The sequence below is a fragment of the Sphingomonas sp. UV9 genome (assembly GCF_004101245.1).
GTDB lineage: Bacteria > Pseudomonadota > Alphaproteobacteria > Sphingomonadales > Sphingomonadaceae > Sphingomonas.
The window spans coordinates 858,478-877,299 of record NZ_SCIN01000003.1 but is presented as its reverse complement, the minus strand read 5'-3'; the positions used below and the strand labels follow the sequence as shown (position 1 = coordinate 877,299).

Here is an 18,822-nt window from a genome sequence, read left to right as displayed (position 1 = left end):
CGCTTGGTACGCTTGTTATATTCGTTTGGCGGCCGCGATCGCGACCTTGCAGCCGAGCCGGATCGCCGCGCTCAACACCGGATAGCCCGGCGTCTCCTCGGCGCCCGCAGCGATCGCGGTAGCCTTGTGTTCGAGCTCCTCGGCCTGGAAGTCGAGGATCGCTGCCGATAGCTCGGGGTCGCTGGCGCCAAGCTGAACGAGCTGTTCCTCGTAATGCTTGTCGATCTCGGTCTCGACCGCTGCGGTGCAGGCCATCGCCGCGCGCGGGCTGATCGCCGCGGTCACTGCACCGAGCGCGAAGCCGGCGACCTTCCAGATCGGCTGCAACACGGTCGGGCGGACGCGCCGCTCGACGATCATCCGGTCGAAGAACGCGCGATGCCGTTCCTCCTGCTGTGCCATGTGGTGGATCGAGCGCGATGCGGGATGGCGATCGCCGAGTACGGCCAACTGACCCGCATAGATGCGGATCGCGCCATATTCGCCGGCCTGGTCGACGCGGACCATCGCATCGGTCGCGCGCTTGACGCGACCCTGGGCATCACCTGGCTTCCATCCGTTCATCGCGTCTTCCTCATAAGAGCGAATATGGTGATCGCGCCCGTCAGAGAAAAGATGGCGTTGAAGCCGGCGAGCGAAATGCCGAGCAGCGTCCATTGTGGCGAATCACAGCGCACCATCGGCGCGTTCATGATCGCCGCGAGCCGTTCGGCGGCGGTGGTGCCGGTCATCGACACGGTCGTGGTGCAGGCGGTGAAGCCATTCCACCAATGATATTCGACACCGGCATGCGCGATGGCGATCAGCCCGCTGAAGCCGATCAGCAGCCCGGCAATGATCACGAGCGTAGCGCGCAGCGAGCGACCAGGGACCAGGAACGTCGCGCCGGCGACGAGCACCGCGGCATAATGCGGCCAGCGCTGCCAATGGCACATCTCGCACGGATACAGCCCGCCGAGATATTGCGACCCGAGCGCGCCGAGCAACAGGAACGCCGGCAACAGGAGCGCGAGGGCGCGCGCGATCTCTTCGTTCTTGGTCATGCCCAACCCGCGACGCACACTCACTTTGGCGTCACCTTGGCGGCGTCGGCGGCCGCGGTCGGATCAGGCTTGATCGGCCGCGGCTTGGTCGCGGCGGCGACCTGTACCGGGCCGCCGAGGCGCGCGACGGTCTTCAGCGCGTAATAGAGCTGGAAGTCGTCGATACCCAGTTTCTTCAGCTGGTCGGGCGTCTGCGAGAAGCGCGGGTCGGTCTTGTTGTCCTCCTCGAGCACCGCATTGTCGGCCTTCACCTCGTTGATCAGGTGCTTGCGCAGGTCCGCCTCGCGGAACACGGGCCGCGACTTGTAGTCGGGATCGGTGAGCTGCGGCACCTTGATGTCGGGCTCGATCCCGCCCTCCTGCACCGACCGGCCGGACGGCGTGAAGTAGCGTGCGGTCGTCAGGCGGAGCGCAGTCTCGGGGCCGAGCTGGAGCACGGTCTGGACGGAGCCCTTGCCGAAGCTGCGCTCGCCCATGATCAGCGCGCGGTGGTGATCCTGGAGTGCGCCGGCGACGATCTCGGACGCGGACGCGGTGCCGGGATCGGTGAGGACGACGACCGGCAGGCCGTGCGCGTCGTCGCCGGGCTTGGCGTAATAGCGTTCGATATCGGTCTTCTCGCGGCCGCGCTGCGAGACGATCTCGCCGTGATCGAGGAACGCGTCGGACACCGCGATCGCCTGGGTCAGGAGCCCGCCGCCATTCTCGCGCAGGTCGACGACATAGCCCAAGGGGCGGTGGCCGAGCGACTTGTCGATGCTCATGATCGCCGCGCGCGTGTCGGCGCCGGTATTCTCGCTGAAGGTGTTGATGTTAATGTAGCCGACGTTGCCGCGGACTTCCCACTTCACCGGCTTCTGGACGATGATCTCGCGCATCATCGTCACGTCGAGCGGCTTGTCGCGGCCCGGGCGGACGAGGCCCAGCGTGATCTTGCTGCCGGGCTTGCCGCGCATCTTGCCGACCGCCTCGTCGAGCGAATCGCCGTAGATCAGCTTGCCGTCGATATGCGTGATATAGTCGCCGGACTTCACCCCGGCGCGCGCGGCGGGCGAATCCTCCTGCGGGGAGACGACCTTGATCGCGCCGTCCTCCATCTGGACCGTGAGGCCCAGGCCGCCGTAATTGCCCTCGGTCATGATCCGCAGGTTTTCATAGTCGAGCGCGTCGACGTACGAGCTGTGCGGATCGAGGCTGGCGAGCATGCCCTGGATCGCGCCCTTGATCAGCGTCTTGTCATCGACCTTGTCGACATATTCCGCCTTAACGCGATTGAACACGTCGAGGAACTGGTCGAACTCGCGATACGTATCGGTGTCGACCGCCGCCATCGCGGAGGTGGCGAGCGGGATCAGCGTCAGGGCGCCGACGATGGCGGTTGCGGTGAGGATCGGGGTACGAAGGGTCGGACGAGGCATCGATGGTCCTGCAACCTGAGAAATGACGGCATCTTAGGGTCGTAACGGTATGTCTTGGCAGATCGTAGCGGCAACGCGCGTGCGGAGCAAAGCCGCGTGCGACTTCCCGCGTGACTATCCTATCGGCGCAATGGCTTCAACGCGGGCTTATCAGGGACGCGGCGTCGACGGGGCGGCCCTGGCGGCGGAGCTCTACCGTGATGCGGGGGGCTTCGTCGCGGGGCGCAACACCGATCGGGGCGCCCATCGCGATGCGGTCGCCCGGCTTGACGGCGGTTGCGGCGAGGCCGGTGACGAGGCTGGTCCAGCCGTCGGCGTGGTCGATGATGACGATGACGCCGTAATCGCGGAACCGGCGCGCGTAGCGGACGGTGCCAGCGGCGGGCGCGACCACGCGCGCACGCGGCGCGGTGGCGAAGGTCAGGCCGCGCGACCGGACGCCCGAATCCGAGAGTTCGTCGAAGCCGGTGACGAGCGTGCCGGTGACGGGGGTGCGGTAGACGCCGCTCGGGGCTGGCGGTGGCGTGGTGCCGCGCGCGATCGGGCGGGGGAGCGGGCCGGCGAGGGTCAGAAGGCTTGCCGCGGTGGCCTTGTCGCTGGTCGTTGCCGCCATGCCATCGACGAGGTCGCGCGCGCGTTCGCCAAGCGCGAGCGCGCGGTCGGACTCGCTACGCGCGCCGCGGCCGAGCGACTGGCTGCGCTGGCGGTGGCGGGCTTCGAGTTTGGCGAGCGCTATGCGGTCGTTCTCGAGGCGCGCGCGGCCGTCGGAGAGCGCCTTGGCGGCGAGCGTGGCGCTGGCCTGCAACCGGCGCGTTTCGGCGAGTTCGGCGCGGACGGCTTGGGTGCGCTGGCGGACGACGGGCAACGCGCTGCCGAGTACCGCGCGGACATGGACGAGGTCGTCGACCGAGCCGGGCTGCGCGACCGCGACGATCGTCGGGCGGCGGGCGAGTGACTCTAGCGCGGCGAGCAGGCGGGCGATCGGGGTTTGCGCGCGCCCTAGTTTTGCGCGCTGGTCGGACAGCAGGCGTTCGACGAGAACGACGCGGGCGCTGGCGGTGGCGAGATTGGCCTGGGCGGCGGTGACCCGGGCGGCGAGCGCCTGTTCTTCGCGGCGGGCGCGATCGGCGGCGTCGCGTTCCTCGGCGGCGGCGGCGGCGAGCCGCGCGGCGCGGCGTGCGGCGATCGCGGCGTCGCGTTTCGCGGCGACGAGGCGTTGTTGCTCGCGCGAGAGTTCAGGGGCACTGGTCTGCGCGGTCAGGCCGGCCGCCATTGCCAGCAGACCTGCCAAGACCACGCCCCTCCCCATGCGGCTCACCCTTCGCGGTGATAGGGATGGTTGGCAAGGATGCTGGTCGCGCGGAAGAGCTGCTCGGCGAGCATCGCGCGCGCGAGCAGATGCGGCCAGGTCGCGCGGCCAAACGAGAAGAGCAGGTCGGCCTCGTCGCGCGCCGCGTCGTCGAAGCCATCCGCCGCCCCGATCATGAACCGCGCCTCGCGCACACCGTCGTCGCGCCACCGCTCGAGCTTATGCGCGAACTGCGTCGACGACAGCGTCTCGCCCTTCTCGTCGAGCAGGATGCGCTTGGTTTGCTCGCCGACCAGCGGGATCTTGCCGCCGGTATCGGGAAGCTCGGACACCTTGGTCGGCCAGACGATCCGCTTCAAATAGCGGTCGACGAGGTCGGCCTCGGGCGAGCGCCCGATCCGACCGCGTGCGACGATGTGCAGCAGCATGATCCGCCTTCGGGCCGCCGCTGCGCTTAGTCTTCGTCGGTGTAGGTCGGTACCGGCGGCGGGGTCGGCGCGTCGCCGAACGCCCACATCCGCTCCAGATTGTAGAAGCTGCGGACTTCGGGACGGAACAGGTGGACGATGATGTCGGTCGCGTCGATCAGCACCCAGTCGGCGGTCGGCAGGCCTTCGATCTTCACCGGACGCTTGAATTCGCCCTTGATCCGCTCGGCCAGCTTCTGTGCCATCGAGGCGACCTGGCGGGTCGAACGACCGCTGGCGATCACCATGTAATCGGCGATGCTGGTCTTGCCCGCGAGCGGGATCGAGATGGTCTCGACCGCCTGGTCGTCGTCGAGCGACGCGAGGATCAGGCGATGCAGCGCCTCAACCTCTTCGGGGTCGGTCGCGCGAGGGGCAGTAGGGGAAGTGGCCAAGTCAGCTCCTGGGTAAGACTACCGGGCCAGCAACATGCTGAACCCAGTCGGGATTTTTGGCACGCAGGCCGGTTGCGGAGGTCGGGTCGGGTCGGAAGCGCAACAGCACAAGGGCCGGCAATCTCCACGTCGTCCAGCTCTTCGCATGGTCTGTGCGCCGTTGGAAGCGCCGCAGCCAACCCATCGCGGGGGCCGCGAGGGCGCGCCCGTCATATCCCGGACGCGCGATTACCGCAATCGGAACCTCGCGCGCGATCTGCCGCCAGTTCTTCCACCGGTGGAAGTCGGCAAGATTGTCGGCGCCCATCAGCCAGATGAAGCGGATCTTGGGGTAGCGGCGCTTGAGCTTGCGGATCGTGTCGAGCGTGTAGCGGGTGTGGAGGCTGGCCTCGATATCGGTCGCGCGGATCGGTGCGCGGCGGGCCATTCGTCGGGCCGACGCGAGGCGCGCAGGGAGCGGCGCCATGTCGTTGGCGGCGTCCTTGAGCGGGTTGCCTGGCGACACGAGCCACCACGCCTCGTCGAGCGCGAGCGCGTCGATCGCAGAGAGCGTGATGCCGCGATGGCCGCGATGCGCAGGATTGAACGACCCGCCGAGGATGCCGACGTGGGTCATGATTCGTGTGGCGTGTCGCGGCGCGCATCCATCACGCGAACGATATCAACGCCGTCCGGCATGGGACGATAGAGGATGAAGTATTCCGTGCCACGAATGGACCATTTCCGGATTTCGCCTGCGAACGCCGGCCCAAGATAAGGATTGTCGGCCAACAGCCGGGCAGCGTCTATAGCGCTTGCCCCGACCCTGCGCGCGAAGTTCGGCGAACGGTCCTGAAAATAGCGGTCGATATCACCCAGGTCCGCAAGTGCCGAGGCGGACCAGATACTACGCGTCACTCGGCCGCTATGTCGCGGTGCCGCGCCTCGAACCAGGCTTCGACCTGTTCCTGCGTGTAGACGCGTCCGGCATCGATATCGTCGAGGCCCTCCTGGACGAGGGCCGCGAGTTCGCCGTCTTTCCGCGTTGCATTCTCTACGACCGACTTCACATAGTCGGTTACCGACATCCCACGCCAAACCGAGGCGGCGTGCAACGACGCCAGTGCCTCCGCATCCAGGTCGATAGTCAGAGGTTCGGACGTCTTCATGCCGGGAGAGTATGCCCCTTGAGCATCACAATCAACCGCGCACCTGGCCGGTGCCGCGGCCGAGCCATTTGTAGGTGGTGAGGCCTTCGAGTGCGACGGGGCCGCGGGCGTGGAGGCGGCCGGTGGCGATCCCGATCTCCGCGCCGAGGCCGAATTCGCCGCCGTCGGCGAACTGGGTGGAGGCGTTCCACAGGACGATCGCGCTGTCGACTGCGGTCAGGAAACGCTCGGCGACCGAAGCGTCCTCGGCGATGATCGCGTCGGTGTGGTGCGAGCCGTGGCGGGCGATGTGCGCCACCGCGCCCTCCAGCCCGTCGACGACCGCGACGGCGGCGATCGCGTCGAGATATTCGGTGTCCCAGTCGGCGGCATCGGCCGGGGCGATCTCGGGGACCAGCGCGTGGGCCCGCGCGTCGCCGCGGACTTCGCAGCCCGTCGCTACGAGCCGTCGGATCAGTGCCGCGGCCCCTGCATAGTCGCGGTCGATCAGCAGCGTTTCCATCGAGCCGCAGACGCCGGTGCGACGCATCTTGGCATCGACGACCACGGCCTCGGCCATCGCCGGATCGGCCGACGCATCGACATAGACGTGGTTGATCCCGTCGAGATGCGCGAGCACCGGCACGCGCGCCTCCGCCTGGACGCGCGCGACGAGGCTCTTGCCGCCGCGGGGAATGATCAGGTCGATGACCCCGTCCGCCTTCAGCATCGCGCCGACCGCGGCGCGATCGGTGGTGGGCACGAGTTGCACCGCATCGACGGGCACCCCGCCCGCCGCCAATCCGGCGACCAGAGCCGCGTGGATCGCACGGTTGCTGTTCACCGCCTCGGAGCCGCCGCGCAGGATCGCCGCGTTGCCCGCCATCACGCACAGCACCGCGGCGTCGGCCGTCACATTGGGCCGGCTCTCATAGATGATGCCGATGACCCCGATCGGCACGCGGACGCGCGACAGCTTCAGGCCGTTGGGGCGTTCGCTGGAATCGATCACCTGGCCGACCGGATCCGCGAGCGCCGCGACGGCCGCCACGCCATCGGCCATCGCCGACACCCGCGCCGCGTCCAACCGCAACCGATCGAGCAGCGCGCCCGACAGCCCGGCGGCAGCGGCGCGGGTCATGTCCTCGCCGTTAGCGGCGACAATCGCGGCCGAGGCAGTGCGCACGGCCTCCGCCGCCAGCCTGAGCGCCGCCGCCTTCCGGTCGGACGGCATCGACGCCAGCACGAGTGCGGCTTCGCGCGCGCGGCGGCCCATCGCGGCGATCATGTCGCTAGGCTGCTCGTCAGGCAACTCGGGGGACAATTCGGTCGGATTTTCTACGTCGGCCATGGACCGTCGCGCTAGCATGCGAACCCCCTCGCGCCAACGTCGCGAAGTCGTTACGCTCACGAAACTTGGAGGGGGAAGATATGACCGGGGACATCGGGGCAACGGCGGATATCGCCACAGGCGCGCTCGTGGCGCGTGCGTTCGAGCCGCGCGCAGGCGAGACAGGTCCCGCTGCGGTGGCCGACCACGCGGCGCACGATGGGCTGTGCCTGAACTGCGGGACTCGGCTGATCGGCGCGCATTGTCACGCCTGCGGACAGTCGGGGCATGTGCACCGGTCGCTCGGCGCGATCGGGCATGAGATCGCGCACGGCGTCTTCCATTTCGAGGGCAAGATCTGGCGGACACTGCCGCTGTTGATCCTGCATCCCGGCACGCTGACGCGACGCTATGTCGCGGGCGAACGCGTCCGGTTCGTGTCACCGCTCGCGCTGTTCCTGTTCACCGTCTTCCTGATGTTCGCGACGATCGGGACGCTTGGCGGCGAACTGACCGAGACGATCGCCAAGCCGACGACCGCACAGCAACAGGCCGCGTTTTCGCGGGAGATCCAGAAGGCACGCGTTCAGCTGGCTAACGCCGAACGCGAACGGGCGGCCGCGGTGCGCGATGGCAAACCGAACGGCGACCTGGATACGCAGATACTCGTCCTGCGCGGGACCATCAGCGCACTGAATACCGCCGCCGGGCAGGAAGCGCGGGACAAGGACGACTTCACCTTCACCGATCTGAAGACAGGCTGGCCCAAGCTCGATCACGGTATCGCCAAGGCCAATGCGAACCCCGGCCTGATGATCTACAAGCTGCAGACCAGCGCGTATAAATATAGCTGGGGCCTGATCCCGCTGTCGGTCCCGTTTATCGCGCTGCTGTTCCTGGGTCGGCGCAGGCATCATCTCTACGATCACGCGATCTTCGTGACCTACTCGATCGCGTTCATGATGCTGCTCGCGATCGTCCTGATGCTGGGCGCGATCGTCGGCCTGCCGAGCGGCTGGATCGTGATGGCCGCGTTGCTCGTGCCGCCCGTCCATTTGTTCGCGCAGCTTCGCGGTGCCTATGCGTTGCGGAAGCGGTCGGCCGGGTGGCGGACGGTCGCGTTGCTGAACTTCGCGTTCACCGTCCTGCTGGCGTTTATCGTGCTGCTGTTGCTGCACGGGCTGACGGAATAGGGTGCGGCGTCCCTTCACACGCTCCTGCCATCATCCCAGCGAAAGCTGGAATCTCCCACTTGGGTACGATGCGGCTCGAACGGGGAGATCCCAGCTTTCGCTGGGATGACGGGGAGAGTTGGCGTCGGCTAATCTGCATCACCGCGAACGCTCTCCGCCCAAGCGTCATCTGCAGGGGTAGAGGTTCGCCAACACTCGTGCGTAGCCGTCCTTCAGCGGGCGTTTCCGATAGTTGGCCGGCAGCCGCTCCAGGCCGTCGAGCATGTCCATGATCCCGACCGATTCGCCTTCGGGAACACACGCGATCGGGGGCTTGCCCGCCGCCGCGCGCGCGGCGCGTTCCGCCTTCAGCTGTGTCGTCGCCGCCTTGGCTTCGGCCTTCAGCGCGGGAAGATCGGGCGACATCAAGGCCATCGGACCCTGGTCGCGCAACGCGTTGGCGCGCGTGAGAAAGTTTCCGACCGTGATCGCGGCGCTTGCCGGCATCGCCAGTCCAGCGATCGCCAGCGCGCCGATCAGGACCTTCCAGCGAACATACGACATGGGCGGCCTTTCCGAGAAAAGACCGCCCATGGCGCTACTTAACTGACTGATCGGTGAACCGTTTCAGGCGCCGAGCGGACTCGGCGTGCCGAACGGTCCGTTCGGACGACGCGTCTTAGGAATAGACGTGCCCGCGCGCGGGACGGTCGACGCCTTGGCACCCGGATCGGGACGGTCGAGATCCTCGCCCGCGATCAGCTTCTTGATCTCGTCGCCGGTCAGCGTCTCGAACTCGAGAAGCGCGCCAGCCACGGTGTGGAGCTGATCGACATGATCGCTCAGCACCTGCTTGGCACGGTCGAGACCGCCTTCGACGATCCGCTTGATCTCGTCGTCAATCAACTGCGCGGTCGAGTTCGACATGCGCGACGGACGGCTCGACGAGTAACCTAGGAACGACTCCCCCTCGGGCTCGCCATATTCGAGCGGGCCGACCTTGTCCGACATGCCCCAGCGCGTGACCATGTCGCGTGCCAGCCCGGTGGCGTACTGGATGTCGCCCGATGCACCCGACGAGACCTTGTCGTAGCCGAAGATGACCTCCTCGGCGACGCGGCCGCCCATCGATACCGCGAGGTTCGCGTACATCTTGTCGCGGTGATAGCTGTACGAGTCGCGCTCGGGCAGCCGCATGACCATGCCTAGTGCGCGACCGCGCGGAATGATCGTTGCCTTGTGGATCGGATCGGACGCGGCCTCGTGCATCGCGACGACGGCATGGCCGGCCTCGTGATACGCGGTCATCCGCTTCTCGTCATCGGTCATGACCATGCTGCGACGCTCGGCGCCCATCATGACCTTGTCCTTGGCCTCCTCAAACTCGGCCATCGCCACCAGACGCTTGCCCTTGCGTGCCGCATGCAGCGCCGCCTCGTTGACGAGGTTGGCGAGATCGGCGCCAGAGAAGCCCGGCGTACCGCGTGCAATCACGCGCGCATCGACGTCCGGTGCAAGCGGCACCTTCTTCATGTGCACTTCGAGGATCTTGATGCGGCCCTCGATATCCGGACGCGGCACCGTGACCTGGCGATCGAAGCGGCCCGGACGCAGCAGCGCAGGATCAAGCACGTCGGGACGGTTGGTCGCGGCGATGATGATGATGCCTTCGTTCGCCTCGAAGCCATCCATCTCGACCAGCAGCTGATTCAGCGTCTGCTCGCGCTCGTCATTGCCGTTGCCGAGACCCGCGCCACGATGACGGCCGACCGCATCGATTTCGTCGATGAAGACGATGCACGGTGCGGACTTCTTGGCCTGTTCGAACATGTCGCGGACACGGCTTGCGCCGACGCCGACGAACATCTCGACGAAGTCTGAACCCGAAATCGTGAAGAACGGGACGCCGGCCTCACCCGCGATCGCGCGGGCGAGCAGCGTCTTACCGGTCCCGGGCGAACCGACCAGCAACGCACCCTTGGGAATCTTGCCGCCGAGGCGCGCGAACTTGGTCGGATCCTTCAGGAACTCGACGATCTCCTCAAGCTCCTCGCGTGCCTCGTCGATGCCGGCAACGTCCTGGAAGGTGACCTTGCCCTCCTTCTGCGTCAGCATCTTGGCGCGCGACTTGCCAAAGCCCATGGCGCCCGAGCCCGAGTTCTTTTGCATCTGCTTCAGGACGAAGAACGCGATGCCGAGGAACAGCAGGAACGGCAGCGACTGATAAAGGAGCAGCGCCAGCATCGACGGCCCCTCTTCGGGCTTCGCGCTGATCGACACACCCTTCTCGCGCAGCTTCGGCACGAGCGTGGAATCGGGGATCGGGTACGCCTTGAACTTCTCACCACTCGACATCGTGCCCGAGATCATGTCGCGGGAGATGTTGACGTCCTTGACGGTGCCCTCGTCGACCTTGTCGAGGAATGCCGAATACGCGATCGTGTTGCCGCCCGACGCCGCGGTGCGGCCGTCGAACATGGTCACGAACAGCGCCAGCGCGAGCAGGATGCCGACCCAGATCAACAGGCTCTTCATCCAAGGATTGCCGCCGCCGCCGTTCTCGGGGCCGCCATTGCCGGGGCCTCCGTTTCCAGGGCCCTGGGGCTTCTGCCCGCGGTTCTCGTTGTCGTTCATGGGTGCACGATACCTTTCACCGCACAAGATAAGCGTGCGCAGGTTAATGGCAATGGAACAACACGCGACTTGCGTTGATCAGTGTGAACGGATCGTCACGTTCATAAAGGTGGGCGTTCGAGCGGCGATTAAGACGGAGCCCGACGCGGTGGTGCCTCGCGGAACCGCCAGACGTCGCCGCGGACGCTGGCGATGATGCCGGCCTGCGTCGTGCGCTTGCCGGCCAGCAGCGAGTCGAGCAGCTTTTCAATATTCGCGGCTTCGGTCCACTCCGGCGTCACGATCCCGGCCTCGGCGCGGACCGTGCCGATCGCGCGGCGGGCCAGCCGTCGGAGGATTTCGCGGGGAAGGTTCTCGACCGCGAGCTTCACCTCGTCGTGGCCCACCTTGGCGCGTTCGGTCCAGATCCATTCGACCATCGCGCGGACGTCGGTATCGGTCTCCGCGAGCGCGGCCGCGGCGCGTGCGAGGTTGGGCGTGCCCAGCCATTCGTTCTCGCCGAGCAACCGGCGGAAACGCGTGCGATCATGACGATCGTCATGGTTCGAAGGGTCGTCGAAGAACGGCACTTCGGCGCGGCGGACGATCGCGCGGAGTTCGGCGCGGCGCCAGTCGAGCAGCGGGCGGATCACCCTAACGCCGTGGATTTCCGTACGCGCGCGGACGCCGGCGAGGCCCGCGAGGCCGGAACCGCGGGCGGCGCGCATGAGGAACGTCTCGGCCTGGTCGTCCGCGTGATGGCCGGTGACGAGCGCGCCTGCCCCGATCTCGCGCGCGTGCTCGGTGAGCAGGGCGTAGCGCGTAGTGCGCGCCTGCGCCTGGATGCTGGCGCCGGTGATCGGTTCGGTCGGCGCGAGCGTGGTGTGGGGGATGCCGAGGGTTGCGCAATGCGCGGCGACCATGGCGGACTCCTCCACCGCTTCGGGGCGGAGGCGGTGGTCGATGCTCGCTACCGTGAAGCCGGGGGGAAGCGCTTCGTGCGCGAGGGTGAGCATCGCCATGCTGTCGGGGCCACCGGAAACGGCGAACAGCGGGTTGGTGATATCGCTAGCCAGGCGCGCGAAGTCGGCGGCGAACCTACGCCCCTCCTCCGTCATGCCGGGCTCGTTCCGGCATCCACCCGTGCCCGTACCGTCAGGCCGGGGAGAATGTGGAACGGTGGATTCCGGAACAAGCCCGAGATGACGGAGAAGACAGAGGCCGGCGTCATGCACAAGCCTCGGTTTACTTGCACTTCGCCGCGCTGCGCCCGGCGGCAACCTGCCCCTTCATCGCCGAGGCCATCTTCGCCCCATAGACGTCGGTCAGCTCGTCATACACCTTGCATGCATCGGCTGGCTTGTTCAGCTTGGTCAGCGCCTGGCCAAGATACAACAGGCTGTCCGGCGCACGCTCGCCATCGGGCATCTTCTTGTAATTGTCGTAGAACGCCATCGACGCGAGGCTTGGCTTGCCCTCGTCAAGATACGCGCGGCCGAGCAGGTTCTGCGCATAGCTCGCGCGCTTGCTCTTCGGATAGTCGGCAACGACCTTCTTCAGCTGCGCCTGTGCCTGCGGATATTGTTTGGCGTCCCAAAGGCGGTAACCGTACAGATATTCGTCCTCCGCCGGATCGCCGGTGGAAGGCTTCTCGACCGAAACCCTGATGGGGGCCGGGGTGTCCGGCGTCGACGCCGTCTCGGGGCGGGTCGTCGGGCGCGAAGGACCATTATTCGAAGGGCCGGCGCTCGACTGGTCATCGGCCTCGGTCGGGCCGCCAGCCGCAGCGATCGGCGCAGGGCCGGTTTCGAGCGTCTTCATCCGCGCGTCGTTCGAGCGGCGGTAATTGTCGAACGCATCCTGCAACTGCCGGGTGCGGTTCTGGTTCTGCTCGATCTGCTCGGTGAGCGAAGTCATCTGCTGTTCGAGCGACGTCACGCGCTGGTTCACGTCGGCAAGCGCGCTGGTCGCAGGCGATCCGGGTCCGGGCCCCCGCTCGCTTTGCGGTGCGCGCACTTCGGGCTGTAGCATCTGGCCCGAACCACCCGGGAAGACCTTCCGCTGGACCGCGCGCATTTCGCTTTCGAGCTTGCCGACGCGGCCCTCGACATTTTGCGCCTGGACGCTCGTCGGCACCAGGGCCGCGAGGCAGACGCCGATCAGAATTGACTTACGCATGGGCCACACCCCCCGGTGGATTGGTTAATCGTCCGGGTATAGCTGCACTACCCATCCTGTCGCCAGCCTTAAGGCCCTGGCGATGCCCCCCGGCGCTCACGGAGTCGGCGTCGCCGTGGCAACGGGCGGCGGGTTGGCGGCTGCGTCCAGGTTGGCGCGCTGCGTCTCGGTCAGGGGACGACGCGACGTACGCGAACCGCTGGCGCGCGACCGCTCACCGGCGGCAGACGGCGTGGTTGACGCGGTCGGCGTCGCAGGCTGGGGCTCGGGCGTGCCTGCCAGACGTGCGGCGATCGCAGGCGCACCGATGCGGACGTCCTTGATCGCACGTTCGCCGGTGCCGAGCGCCGGCGCGGCGGCACCGTTGAGCGTCACCGCCAGCTTGTCCGCGCGGCCGATGTTGATCATCGGGTCCTTCGCATCCTTGGGCACGTCGAACTTCTCGCCCGGCTTCATCGTGCCGAGGTAGAGCGTCTTGTTGTCGGCATCGTAGACGCGCATCCACACCTCGTCGGACGCGGTCAGCGTGACCTGGCCGTTCGCGGGCGTCGCGGGGGCAGGCACGGGTTGCGCGGTCTGTGCGGCAGGGTTCGGCGCGGTTTGCGCAACCGGTGTCTCGGTCGGGGAATTGCCCGATCCGCGGAACATGTCCGTGCCGTACCAGAGGCCGACCAGCACCAGCACCGCGATCGCGATCCCAAGCGCGACGATCGCGATCCCGCGCGAGGGCACGCGCGACGGATCGGTCATTTCATAGGGTTCGTATTCGGGCGTGCGGCGGCCGAGCTTGGCGACGTCTTCGCGCACCAATTGTGCGACCCGCACCTCGTCGACGCCGACTGCGCGCGCATAGGCGCGGCTGAAGCCGACCGCGTAGGTGGAGGACGGCAGCGCGGTATAGTCGGATGCCTCGATCGCCTCGAGATGGCGCAGCGGCACGCGCGTACGCGCGGCGATATCCGCGACGCTCAAGCCCTGCGCCTCGCGGCTGTTCCGAAGAATGTCGCCAGCACGCTCTGGTACAGCGGGCGTAGCGTTCTGGCCGGTTTCGACCTCGTCCATTCTTGTCTCCGAAGCGGGCTGCGTAACGTTGCCCGTCATGTCCCCCGTCTTTCAGAGCCCCCCAGCCGTGTCAACGCGCACGCGGCCCAGAACCGCCGGTTTCGGGCCCTCAGACGAGTTCAACGCCATTTTCGGTCGCCCACGCGGTCAACGCGCCGCGCATGTCGCGGGGCGGATCAGCCAGCAGCCCTGTCATGTATTGGGTGAGCGCAGCACGATCGAGCGAGCGCGTCATCGCCTTGATCGGGCCGACGGCTGCCGGCGTGATCGACAGCCGCTCGATCCCGAGTCCGATCAGCGCCATCGCTTCCAAAGGCCGCCCGCCCATTTCGCCGCACACCGCCAGATCGACCTTGGCGTCACGGGTCGGCGGCACCAGCCGCGCGATGAAGCGGAGGATCGACGGGCTTAGCCAGTCGTAGCGCTCGGCGAGCTTCGGGTTGGCGCGATCGGCGGCGAACAGGAACTGGGTCAGGTCGTTGGTGCCGATCGACAGGAACTCGATTCGCGGCAGCAGCACGTCGAGCATCTCGGCGAGCGCCGGAACTTCCAGCATCGCGCCATAGCGGATCGCGAGCGGCAGTTTGCGTCCGCGTCCCTCCAGCCATTTGCGCTGTGCTTCGAAGAGCGCGCGGGCCTCGTCGAACTCCCAGGGCTCGCTGACCATCGGGAACATCACGTTGAGCGTGCGACCGGCGGCCGCCTCCAGCAGCGCACGCGCCTGCACCTTCATCAACCCGTCGCGCTCCAGGCCGAGGCGCAGCGCGCGCCAGCCCATCGCCGGGTTCTCCTCGTCGGCATCTTCCTTGTTGAGATACGGCAGCGCCTTGTCGCCACCGATATCGACGGTGCGGAAGATCACCGGACGCTCGCCGGCCGCGTCGAGCACTTCGCGGTACAGCCGCTGTTGGCGCTCGCGCTGCGGCAGCGTGGCGGAGACGAGAAACTGGAACTCGGTGCGAAACAGGCCGATGCCGTCCGCGCCGGTGACGTCGAGCGCCGCCACGTCGTCACGCAGGCCTGCGTTCACCATCAGCGTCAGGCGGTGGCCGTCCTTGGTGATCGGCGGCACGTCGCGGAGCGCTGCGAACGCCGCCTTGCGCTTCTGGCGCATTGCCAGCCGCGCCTCGAACGCCTCCTCCATCGCCGCCGACGGCCGCGCGAACACGTTGCTCTCGGCGCTGTCGAGCAACAGCATGTCGCCCTCGGCCACGAGGCGGCGAATGTCGCGGACGCGGCCGAGCACCGGCACGCCCATCGCGCGCGCGACGATCGTGACATGCGCTGTGAGCGAGCCCTCTTCGAGGATCACGCCCTTGAGCCGGCGCTTGTCATATTCGAGCAGTTCAGCGGGGCCGAGATTGCGCGCGATGAGAATGGTGTCCTGGCGCAGGCCGAGCTGCGCCGCAGTGCCCATCTGGCCCGAGACGATCCGCAGCAGTCGGTTCGACAGGTCCTCCAGGTCGTGCATCCGGTCGGCGAGCAACGGATCATCGATCTGGCGCATGCGCTGGCGGGTGCGTTGCTGGACGCGCTCGATCGCGGCCTCGGCGGTGAGACCCGAATCGATCGCCTCGTTGATGCGCCGGGCCCAACCCTCGTCATAGGCGAACATCTTGTAGGTCTGGAGCACTTCGACATGCTCGCCGCCGACGCCGAATTCGGCCTCGCGCGTCATCCGGTCGATGCCTTCGCGCATCTTGTCGAACGCCGCGTAGACGCGGTGGCGCTCGGCGTCGGTGTCCTCGGCGACGGTGTGCTCGATCGTGATCCGCGGCTGATGATAGACCGCGAAGCCCGCCCCCATGCCGTCGACCAGCTTCTGGCCGGGGATGCGCATCGCCGCGGTCGACTGTGGCCGGTCCGCGCCGCCCCCTGTGGTGTCGATGAGCCCGGCGTTGGCGATCAGTTCGGACAGCACCATCGCGACCGTCTGCAACGCCTCGATCTCGACGTCGGCATATCTGCGACGATCCGTGTGCTGGACGGCCAGGACCCCCACCGAACGCTCGCGGCGGATGATCGGGACGCCCGCAAAACTGTGGAAGCGGTCCTCGCCGGTCTCGGGCTTGTAGGCGAAATCGGGGTGGCTGGCGGCTTCGTCGAGGTTGAGAACCTCGACGTCCTCGGCGATCGTGCCGACGAGCCCCTCGCCAAGCGCGAGCTTGGTGACATGGACGGCAGCCTGATCCAGCCCGCGCGTGGCGAACAGTTCGAGCACGCCTTCGCGCAACAGGTAGATCGAGCAGACTTCGCTGTCGATCGCAGTGGCGATGATGCCGACGACGGCGTTCAGCTTGGCCTGCGCGGATGTGCGCGACGCCATCACGTCGTGAAGGCTGGTGAGAATTTCGCGGGCGGAGGCGGCGGCCGAAAGGGGCATTTGGGATGGCTATCAGATGAAGCGCCCGGGTGCCACGCAACAAAAGCAGTGTCGCGCCCAAGTTCGATCGATCTTCGGGTGTGGCTTCTTGCAAGGGAAGCGGAGAACGTTGGTCGGCAGATCGAACCGGCGGCGGCTGCTTCCTTGTTCTCCCGCGAAGGCGGGAGCCCAGTCTGGGTCCCCGCATTCGCGGGGAAACAAGGTAGAGCGGAAGCGAGCAGTTACGCGTCGAACAGCCCGTCCTGGCTGCCGGCCGGCGGGTTCAGCCCAAGATGCTTCCACCCCCCCGCGTTCAGGAACCGCCCCCGTGCGGTCCGCGCGATCAGGCCCAACTGGATCAGATACGGCTCGATGACTTCCTCGATCGTATCGCGCGGTTCGCTGAGGCCCGCCGCCAGCGTCTCCACCCCCACCGGTCCACCGCGATAGATATCCGCGATCATCATCAGATAACGCCGGTCCATCGCGTCGAGCCCGAGCGAATCGACCTCCAACCGGTTGAGCGCCGCGTCCGCCCCCCGCGCATCGACCGTCTCGTGCCCCGCAACATTGGCGAAATCGCGCACCCGGCGCAGCAACCGCCCGGCGATACGCGGCGTACCCCGTGCCCGCCGCGCGATCTCCATCGCGCCGTCCTTGGCGATCCCCAGCCCGAGCAGTCCGGCCGCGCGCGTCACCACCCGCTCCAGTTCCTCGACCGTGTAGAATTGCAGCCGCACCGGGATCCCGAAACGATCGCGTAAAGGCGTCGTCAGCAACCCCTGCCGCGTCGTCGCACCGATCAGCGTGAACCGCGGCAGGTCGATCCGCACTGAGCGCGCGGACGGCCCCTCGCCGATCATCAGGTCGAGCGCACGATCCTCCATCGCCGGGTAGAGGACCTCCTCGACCGCGGGCTGCAACCGGTGAATCTCGTCGATGAACAGCACGTCGCCGTCTTCGAGATTGGTCAGCAGCGCGGCTAAATCGCCCGACTTGGCGATCACCGGCCCAGACGTGGCGCGGAACCCCACCCCCATCTCGCGCGCGACGATCTGCGCCAGCGTGGTCTTGCCGAGCCCCGGCGGGCCGAAGAACAGCACGTGATCCAGCGCATCGCCACGCGACTTCGCCGCCTGGATGAAGATCCGTAGATTCTCGCGCGCCGCCTTCTGCCCGACGAATTCGTCGAGCGTCTTTGGACGCAGCGCGGCGTCGACGTCTTCGGGACGCTTGGCAGCGGTCAGGATGCGGTCTGTATCGGTCACCTGCCCGCGTTAGCGCGCTCGCGGTGACGGGGGCAAGGCGGCTATGGTCGGTCATGACCAACGAAACCGCACATCCCGATCTCTATCTGATCACCGGAGTCTCGCCGACATTGCAGGCGGCCTTGGCCGAGCGCTTCACGCTGCACCGCAAGGATCCGCCAGCGACGACGCGGGCGATCGTCGGCGGCGGGACCAGCGTGGTCGATACCGTATTGCTCGATCGCCTGCCCGCGCTGGAGATCGTCGCGATCCACGGCGTCGGCCACGACGGCATCGGCCTCACCGCGACCAGAGCGCGCGGCATCGCCGTAACCACGACGCCGGACGTGCTGACCGACGACGTCGCGGACCTCGCGATCGGGCTGATGCTGGCGGTGCAGCGGCGGATCGTCGCCAACGACCGCGCGGTGCGCGACGGCGGGTGGCAGGTCGATCTTTCTCGACGCGCGAGCGGGCGAAGGATCGGCATCTTCGGGCTAGGCCGGATCGGCAAGGCGATCGCGGCGCGCGCCCGGCCGTTCGCCGGCGAACTCCACTATACCGCACGCTCCGCGAAACCGGATTTCAACGGCGTTTTCCATGCCGACATCGTGTCGCTCGCGACCGCCTGCGACGTGCTGATCATCGCTGCACCCGGTGGCGACGCGACGCGGGCCGTCGTCGATGCCACAGTCCTCGCGGCGCTGGGGGAAGACGGGATCTTCGTGAACATCGCGCGTGGCAGCCTGGTCGACGAAACCGCCTTGATCGCCGCGCTCGCGGCTGGGACGATCGCGGGCGCGGGGATCGATGTGTTTGCCGACGAACCCACCGTTCCCGATGCGCTCAAGACGATGGAGAACGTCGTCCTGTCGCCGCATCAGGGCAGCGCGACGGTCGATGGCCGGGCCTCGATGGCGGCGCTGGTGCTCGCCAATCTCGACGCGCATTTCGCGGGGAAGGCTCTGCTCACGCCGCTTTGAAACACCCCGGATCATAATTTCCTATCCTTCCCCGCCAGGGGGAGGTGTCGCCGAAGGTGACGGAGGGGGAGGACACGGAACAGAGGTTGTCGTCGCCTACCTCCCCTTCGTCTGGC

At 67.3% G+C, this 18,822-nt stretch carries 19 protein-coding genes; 2 read left to right on the top strand and 17 right to left on the bottom strand.

Going from position 1 to position 18,822, the window contains the following annotated elements; genetic code table 11:
• Nucleotides 1–15: 15 nt before the first annotated feature.
• From EQZ23_RS16350 to EQZ23_RS16310, 10 genes are all read right to left on the bottom strand, one after another.
• Nucleotides 16–564, bottom strand: a complete 549-nt coding sequence (locus EQZ23_RS16350) for a demethoxyubiquinone hydroxylase family protein (RefSeq protein WP_128455445.1) — start codon at nt 562–564, stop codon at nt 16–18.
• Nucleotides 561–1,043, bottom strand: coding sequence for a disulfide bond formation protein B (locus EQZ23_RS16345; RefSeq protein WP_128455444.1), 483 nt, complete (start codon nt 1,041–1,043; stop codon nt 561–563). Before EQZ23_RS16345 ends, EQZ23_RS16350 begins: the two co-directional genes overlap by 4 nt.
• 20 nt (nt 1,044–1,063) lie before the next feature.
• A complete protein-coding gene (locus EQZ23_RS16340) occupies nt 1,064–2,461 on the bottom strand; it encodes a S41 family peptidase (RefSeq protein ID WP_128455443.1) in 1,398 nt (465 codons plus the stop codon).
• Nucleotides 2,462–2,597: 136 nt separating this feature from the next.
• Entirely contained in the window at nt 2,598–3,758 is a 1,161-nt protein-coding gene (locus EQZ23_RS16335) for a peptidoglycan DD-metalloendopeptidase family protein (RefSeq protein WP_240663624.1), read from the bottom strand.
• A gap of 17 nt (nt 3,759–3,775) precedes the next feature.
• Nucleotides 3,776–4,198 carry a 23S rRNA (pseudouridine(1915)-N(3))-methyltransferase RlmH gene (locus EQZ23_RS16330; RefSeq protein WP_056411785.1) on the bottom strand — a complete coding sequence of 141 codons (423 nt, stop codon included), beginning with the start codon at nt 4,196–4,198 and terminating at the stop codon, nt 3,776–3,778.
• A 26-nt stretch (nt 4,199–4,224) separates the two neighbouring features.
• Nucleotides 4,225–4,632, bottom strand: coding sequence for a ribosome silencing factor (gene rsfS, locus EQZ23_RS16325; RefSeq protein WP_128455442.1), 408 nt, complete (start codon nt 4,630–4,632; stop codon nt 4,225–4,227).
• Between the two features lies 1 nt (nt 4,633).
• Nucleotides 4,634–5,248 (bottom strand): nicotinate-nucleotide adenylyltransferase, encoded by a 615-nt coding sequence (locus tag EQZ23_RS16320; protein ID WP_128455441.1) that lies wholly within the window; start codon nt 5,246–5,248, stop codon nt 4,634–4,636.
• On the bottom strand, nt 5,245–5,529 hold the full coding sequence (locus EQZ23_RS19895; protein ID WP_164913474.1) for a type II toxin-antitoxin system RelE/ParE family toxin: 285 nt from the start codon (nt 5,527–5,529) through the stop codon (nt 5,245–5,247). Before EQZ23_RS19895 ends, EQZ23_RS16320 begins: the two co-directional genes overlap by 4 nt.
• Nucleotides 5,526–5,780: a hypothetical protein gene (locus tag EQZ23_RS19890; protein WP_164913473.1), complete on the bottom strand. Its 255-nt coding sequence runs from the start codon at nt 5,778–5,780 to the stop codon at nt 5,526–5,528. Before EQZ23_RS19890 ends, EQZ23_RS19895 begins: the two co-directional genes overlap by 4 nt.
• Before the next feature lie 31 nt (nt 5,781–5,811).
• Entirely contained in the window at nt 5,812–7,110 is a 1,299-nt protein-coding gene (locus EQZ23_RS16310) for a glutamate-5-semialdehyde dehydrogenase (RefSeq protein ID WP_276318482.1), read from the bottom strand.
• Between the two features lie 80 nt (nt 7,111–7,190).
• On the opposite strand from EQZ23_RS16310, the gene EQZ23_RS16305 reads away from it, so the two are divergent.
• Complete coding sequence (locus EQZ23_RS16305) at nt 7,191–8,282, top strand: DUF3667 domain-containing protein (RefSeq protein WP_128455438.1); 1,092 nt, start codon at nt 7,191–7,193, stop codon at nt 8,280–8,282.
• A 165-nt stretch (nt 8,283–8,447) separates the two neighbouring features.
• On the opposite strand, the gene EQZ23_RS16300 is transcribed toward EQZ23_RS16305, so the two are convergent.
• The 7 genes from EQZ23_RS16300 to ruvB form a co-directional block, all read right to left on the bottom strand.
• A complete protein-coding gene (locus EQZ23_RS16300) occupies nt 8,448–8,825 on the bottom strand; it encodes a hypothetical protein (RefSeq protein ID WP_240663623.1) in 378 nt (125 codons plus the stop codon).
• A gap of 63 nt (nt 8,826–8,888) precedes the next feature.
• Nucleotides 8,889–10,796 carry an ATP-dependent zinc metalloprotease FtsH gene (ftsH, locus tag EQZ23_RS16295; RefSeq protein ID WP_240663647.1) on the bottom strand — a complete coding sequence of 636 codons (1,908 nt, stop codon included), beginning with the start codon at nt 10,794–10,796 and terminating at the stop codon, nt 8,889–8,891.
• Between the two features lie 227 nt (nt 10,797–11,023).
• Nucleotides 11,024–11,992 (bottom strand): tRNA lysidine(34) synthetase TilS, encoded by a 969-nt coding sequence (gene tilS, locus EQZ23_RS16290; RefSeq protein WP_128455436.1) that lies wholly within the window; start codon nt 11,990–11,992, stop codon nt 11,024–11,026.
• A gap of 127 nt (nt 11,993–12,119) precedes the next feature.
• Nucleotides 12,120–13,052, bottom strand: a complete 933-nt coding sequence (locus EQZ23_RS16285; protein ID WP_128455435.1) for a tetratricopeptide repeat protein — start codon at nt 13,050–13,052, stop codon at nt 12,120–12,122.
• A gap of 96 nt (nt 13,053–13,148) precedes the next feature.
• Nucleotides 13,149–14,114: a RodZ domain-containing protein gene (locus EQZ23_RS16280; protein WP_128455434.1), complete on the bottom strand. Its 966-nt coding sequence runs from the start codon at nt 14,112–14,114 to the stop codon at nt 13,149–13,151.
• Between the two features lie 109 nt (nt 14,115–14,223).
• On the bottom strand, nt 14,224–16,497 hold the full coding sequence (ptsP, locus tag EQZ23_RS16275; protein WP_128455433.1) for a phosphoenolpyruvate--protein phosphotransferase: 2,274 nt from the start codon (nt 16,495–16,497) through the stop codon (nt 14,224–14,226).
• A 221-nt stretch (nt 16,498–16,718) separates the two neighbouring features.
• Nucleotides 16,719–17,744, bottom strand: coding sequence for a Holliday junction branch migration DNA helicase RuvB (ruvB, locus tag EQZ23_RS16270; protein WP_128455432.1), 1,026 nt, complete (start codon nt 17,742–17,744; stop codon nt 16,719–16,721).
• A gap of 53 nt (nt 17,745–17,797) precedes the next feature.
• On the opposite strand from ruvB, the gene EQZ23_RS16265 reads away from it, so the two are divergent.
• Nucleotides 17,798–18,706, top strand: a complete 909-nt coding sequence (locus tag EQZ23_RS16265; RefSeq protein WP_128455431.1) for a 2-hydroxyacid dehydrogenase — start codon at nt 17,798–17,800, stop codon at nt 18,704–18,706.
• Nucleotides 18,707–18,822: the final 116 nt, after the last annotated feature.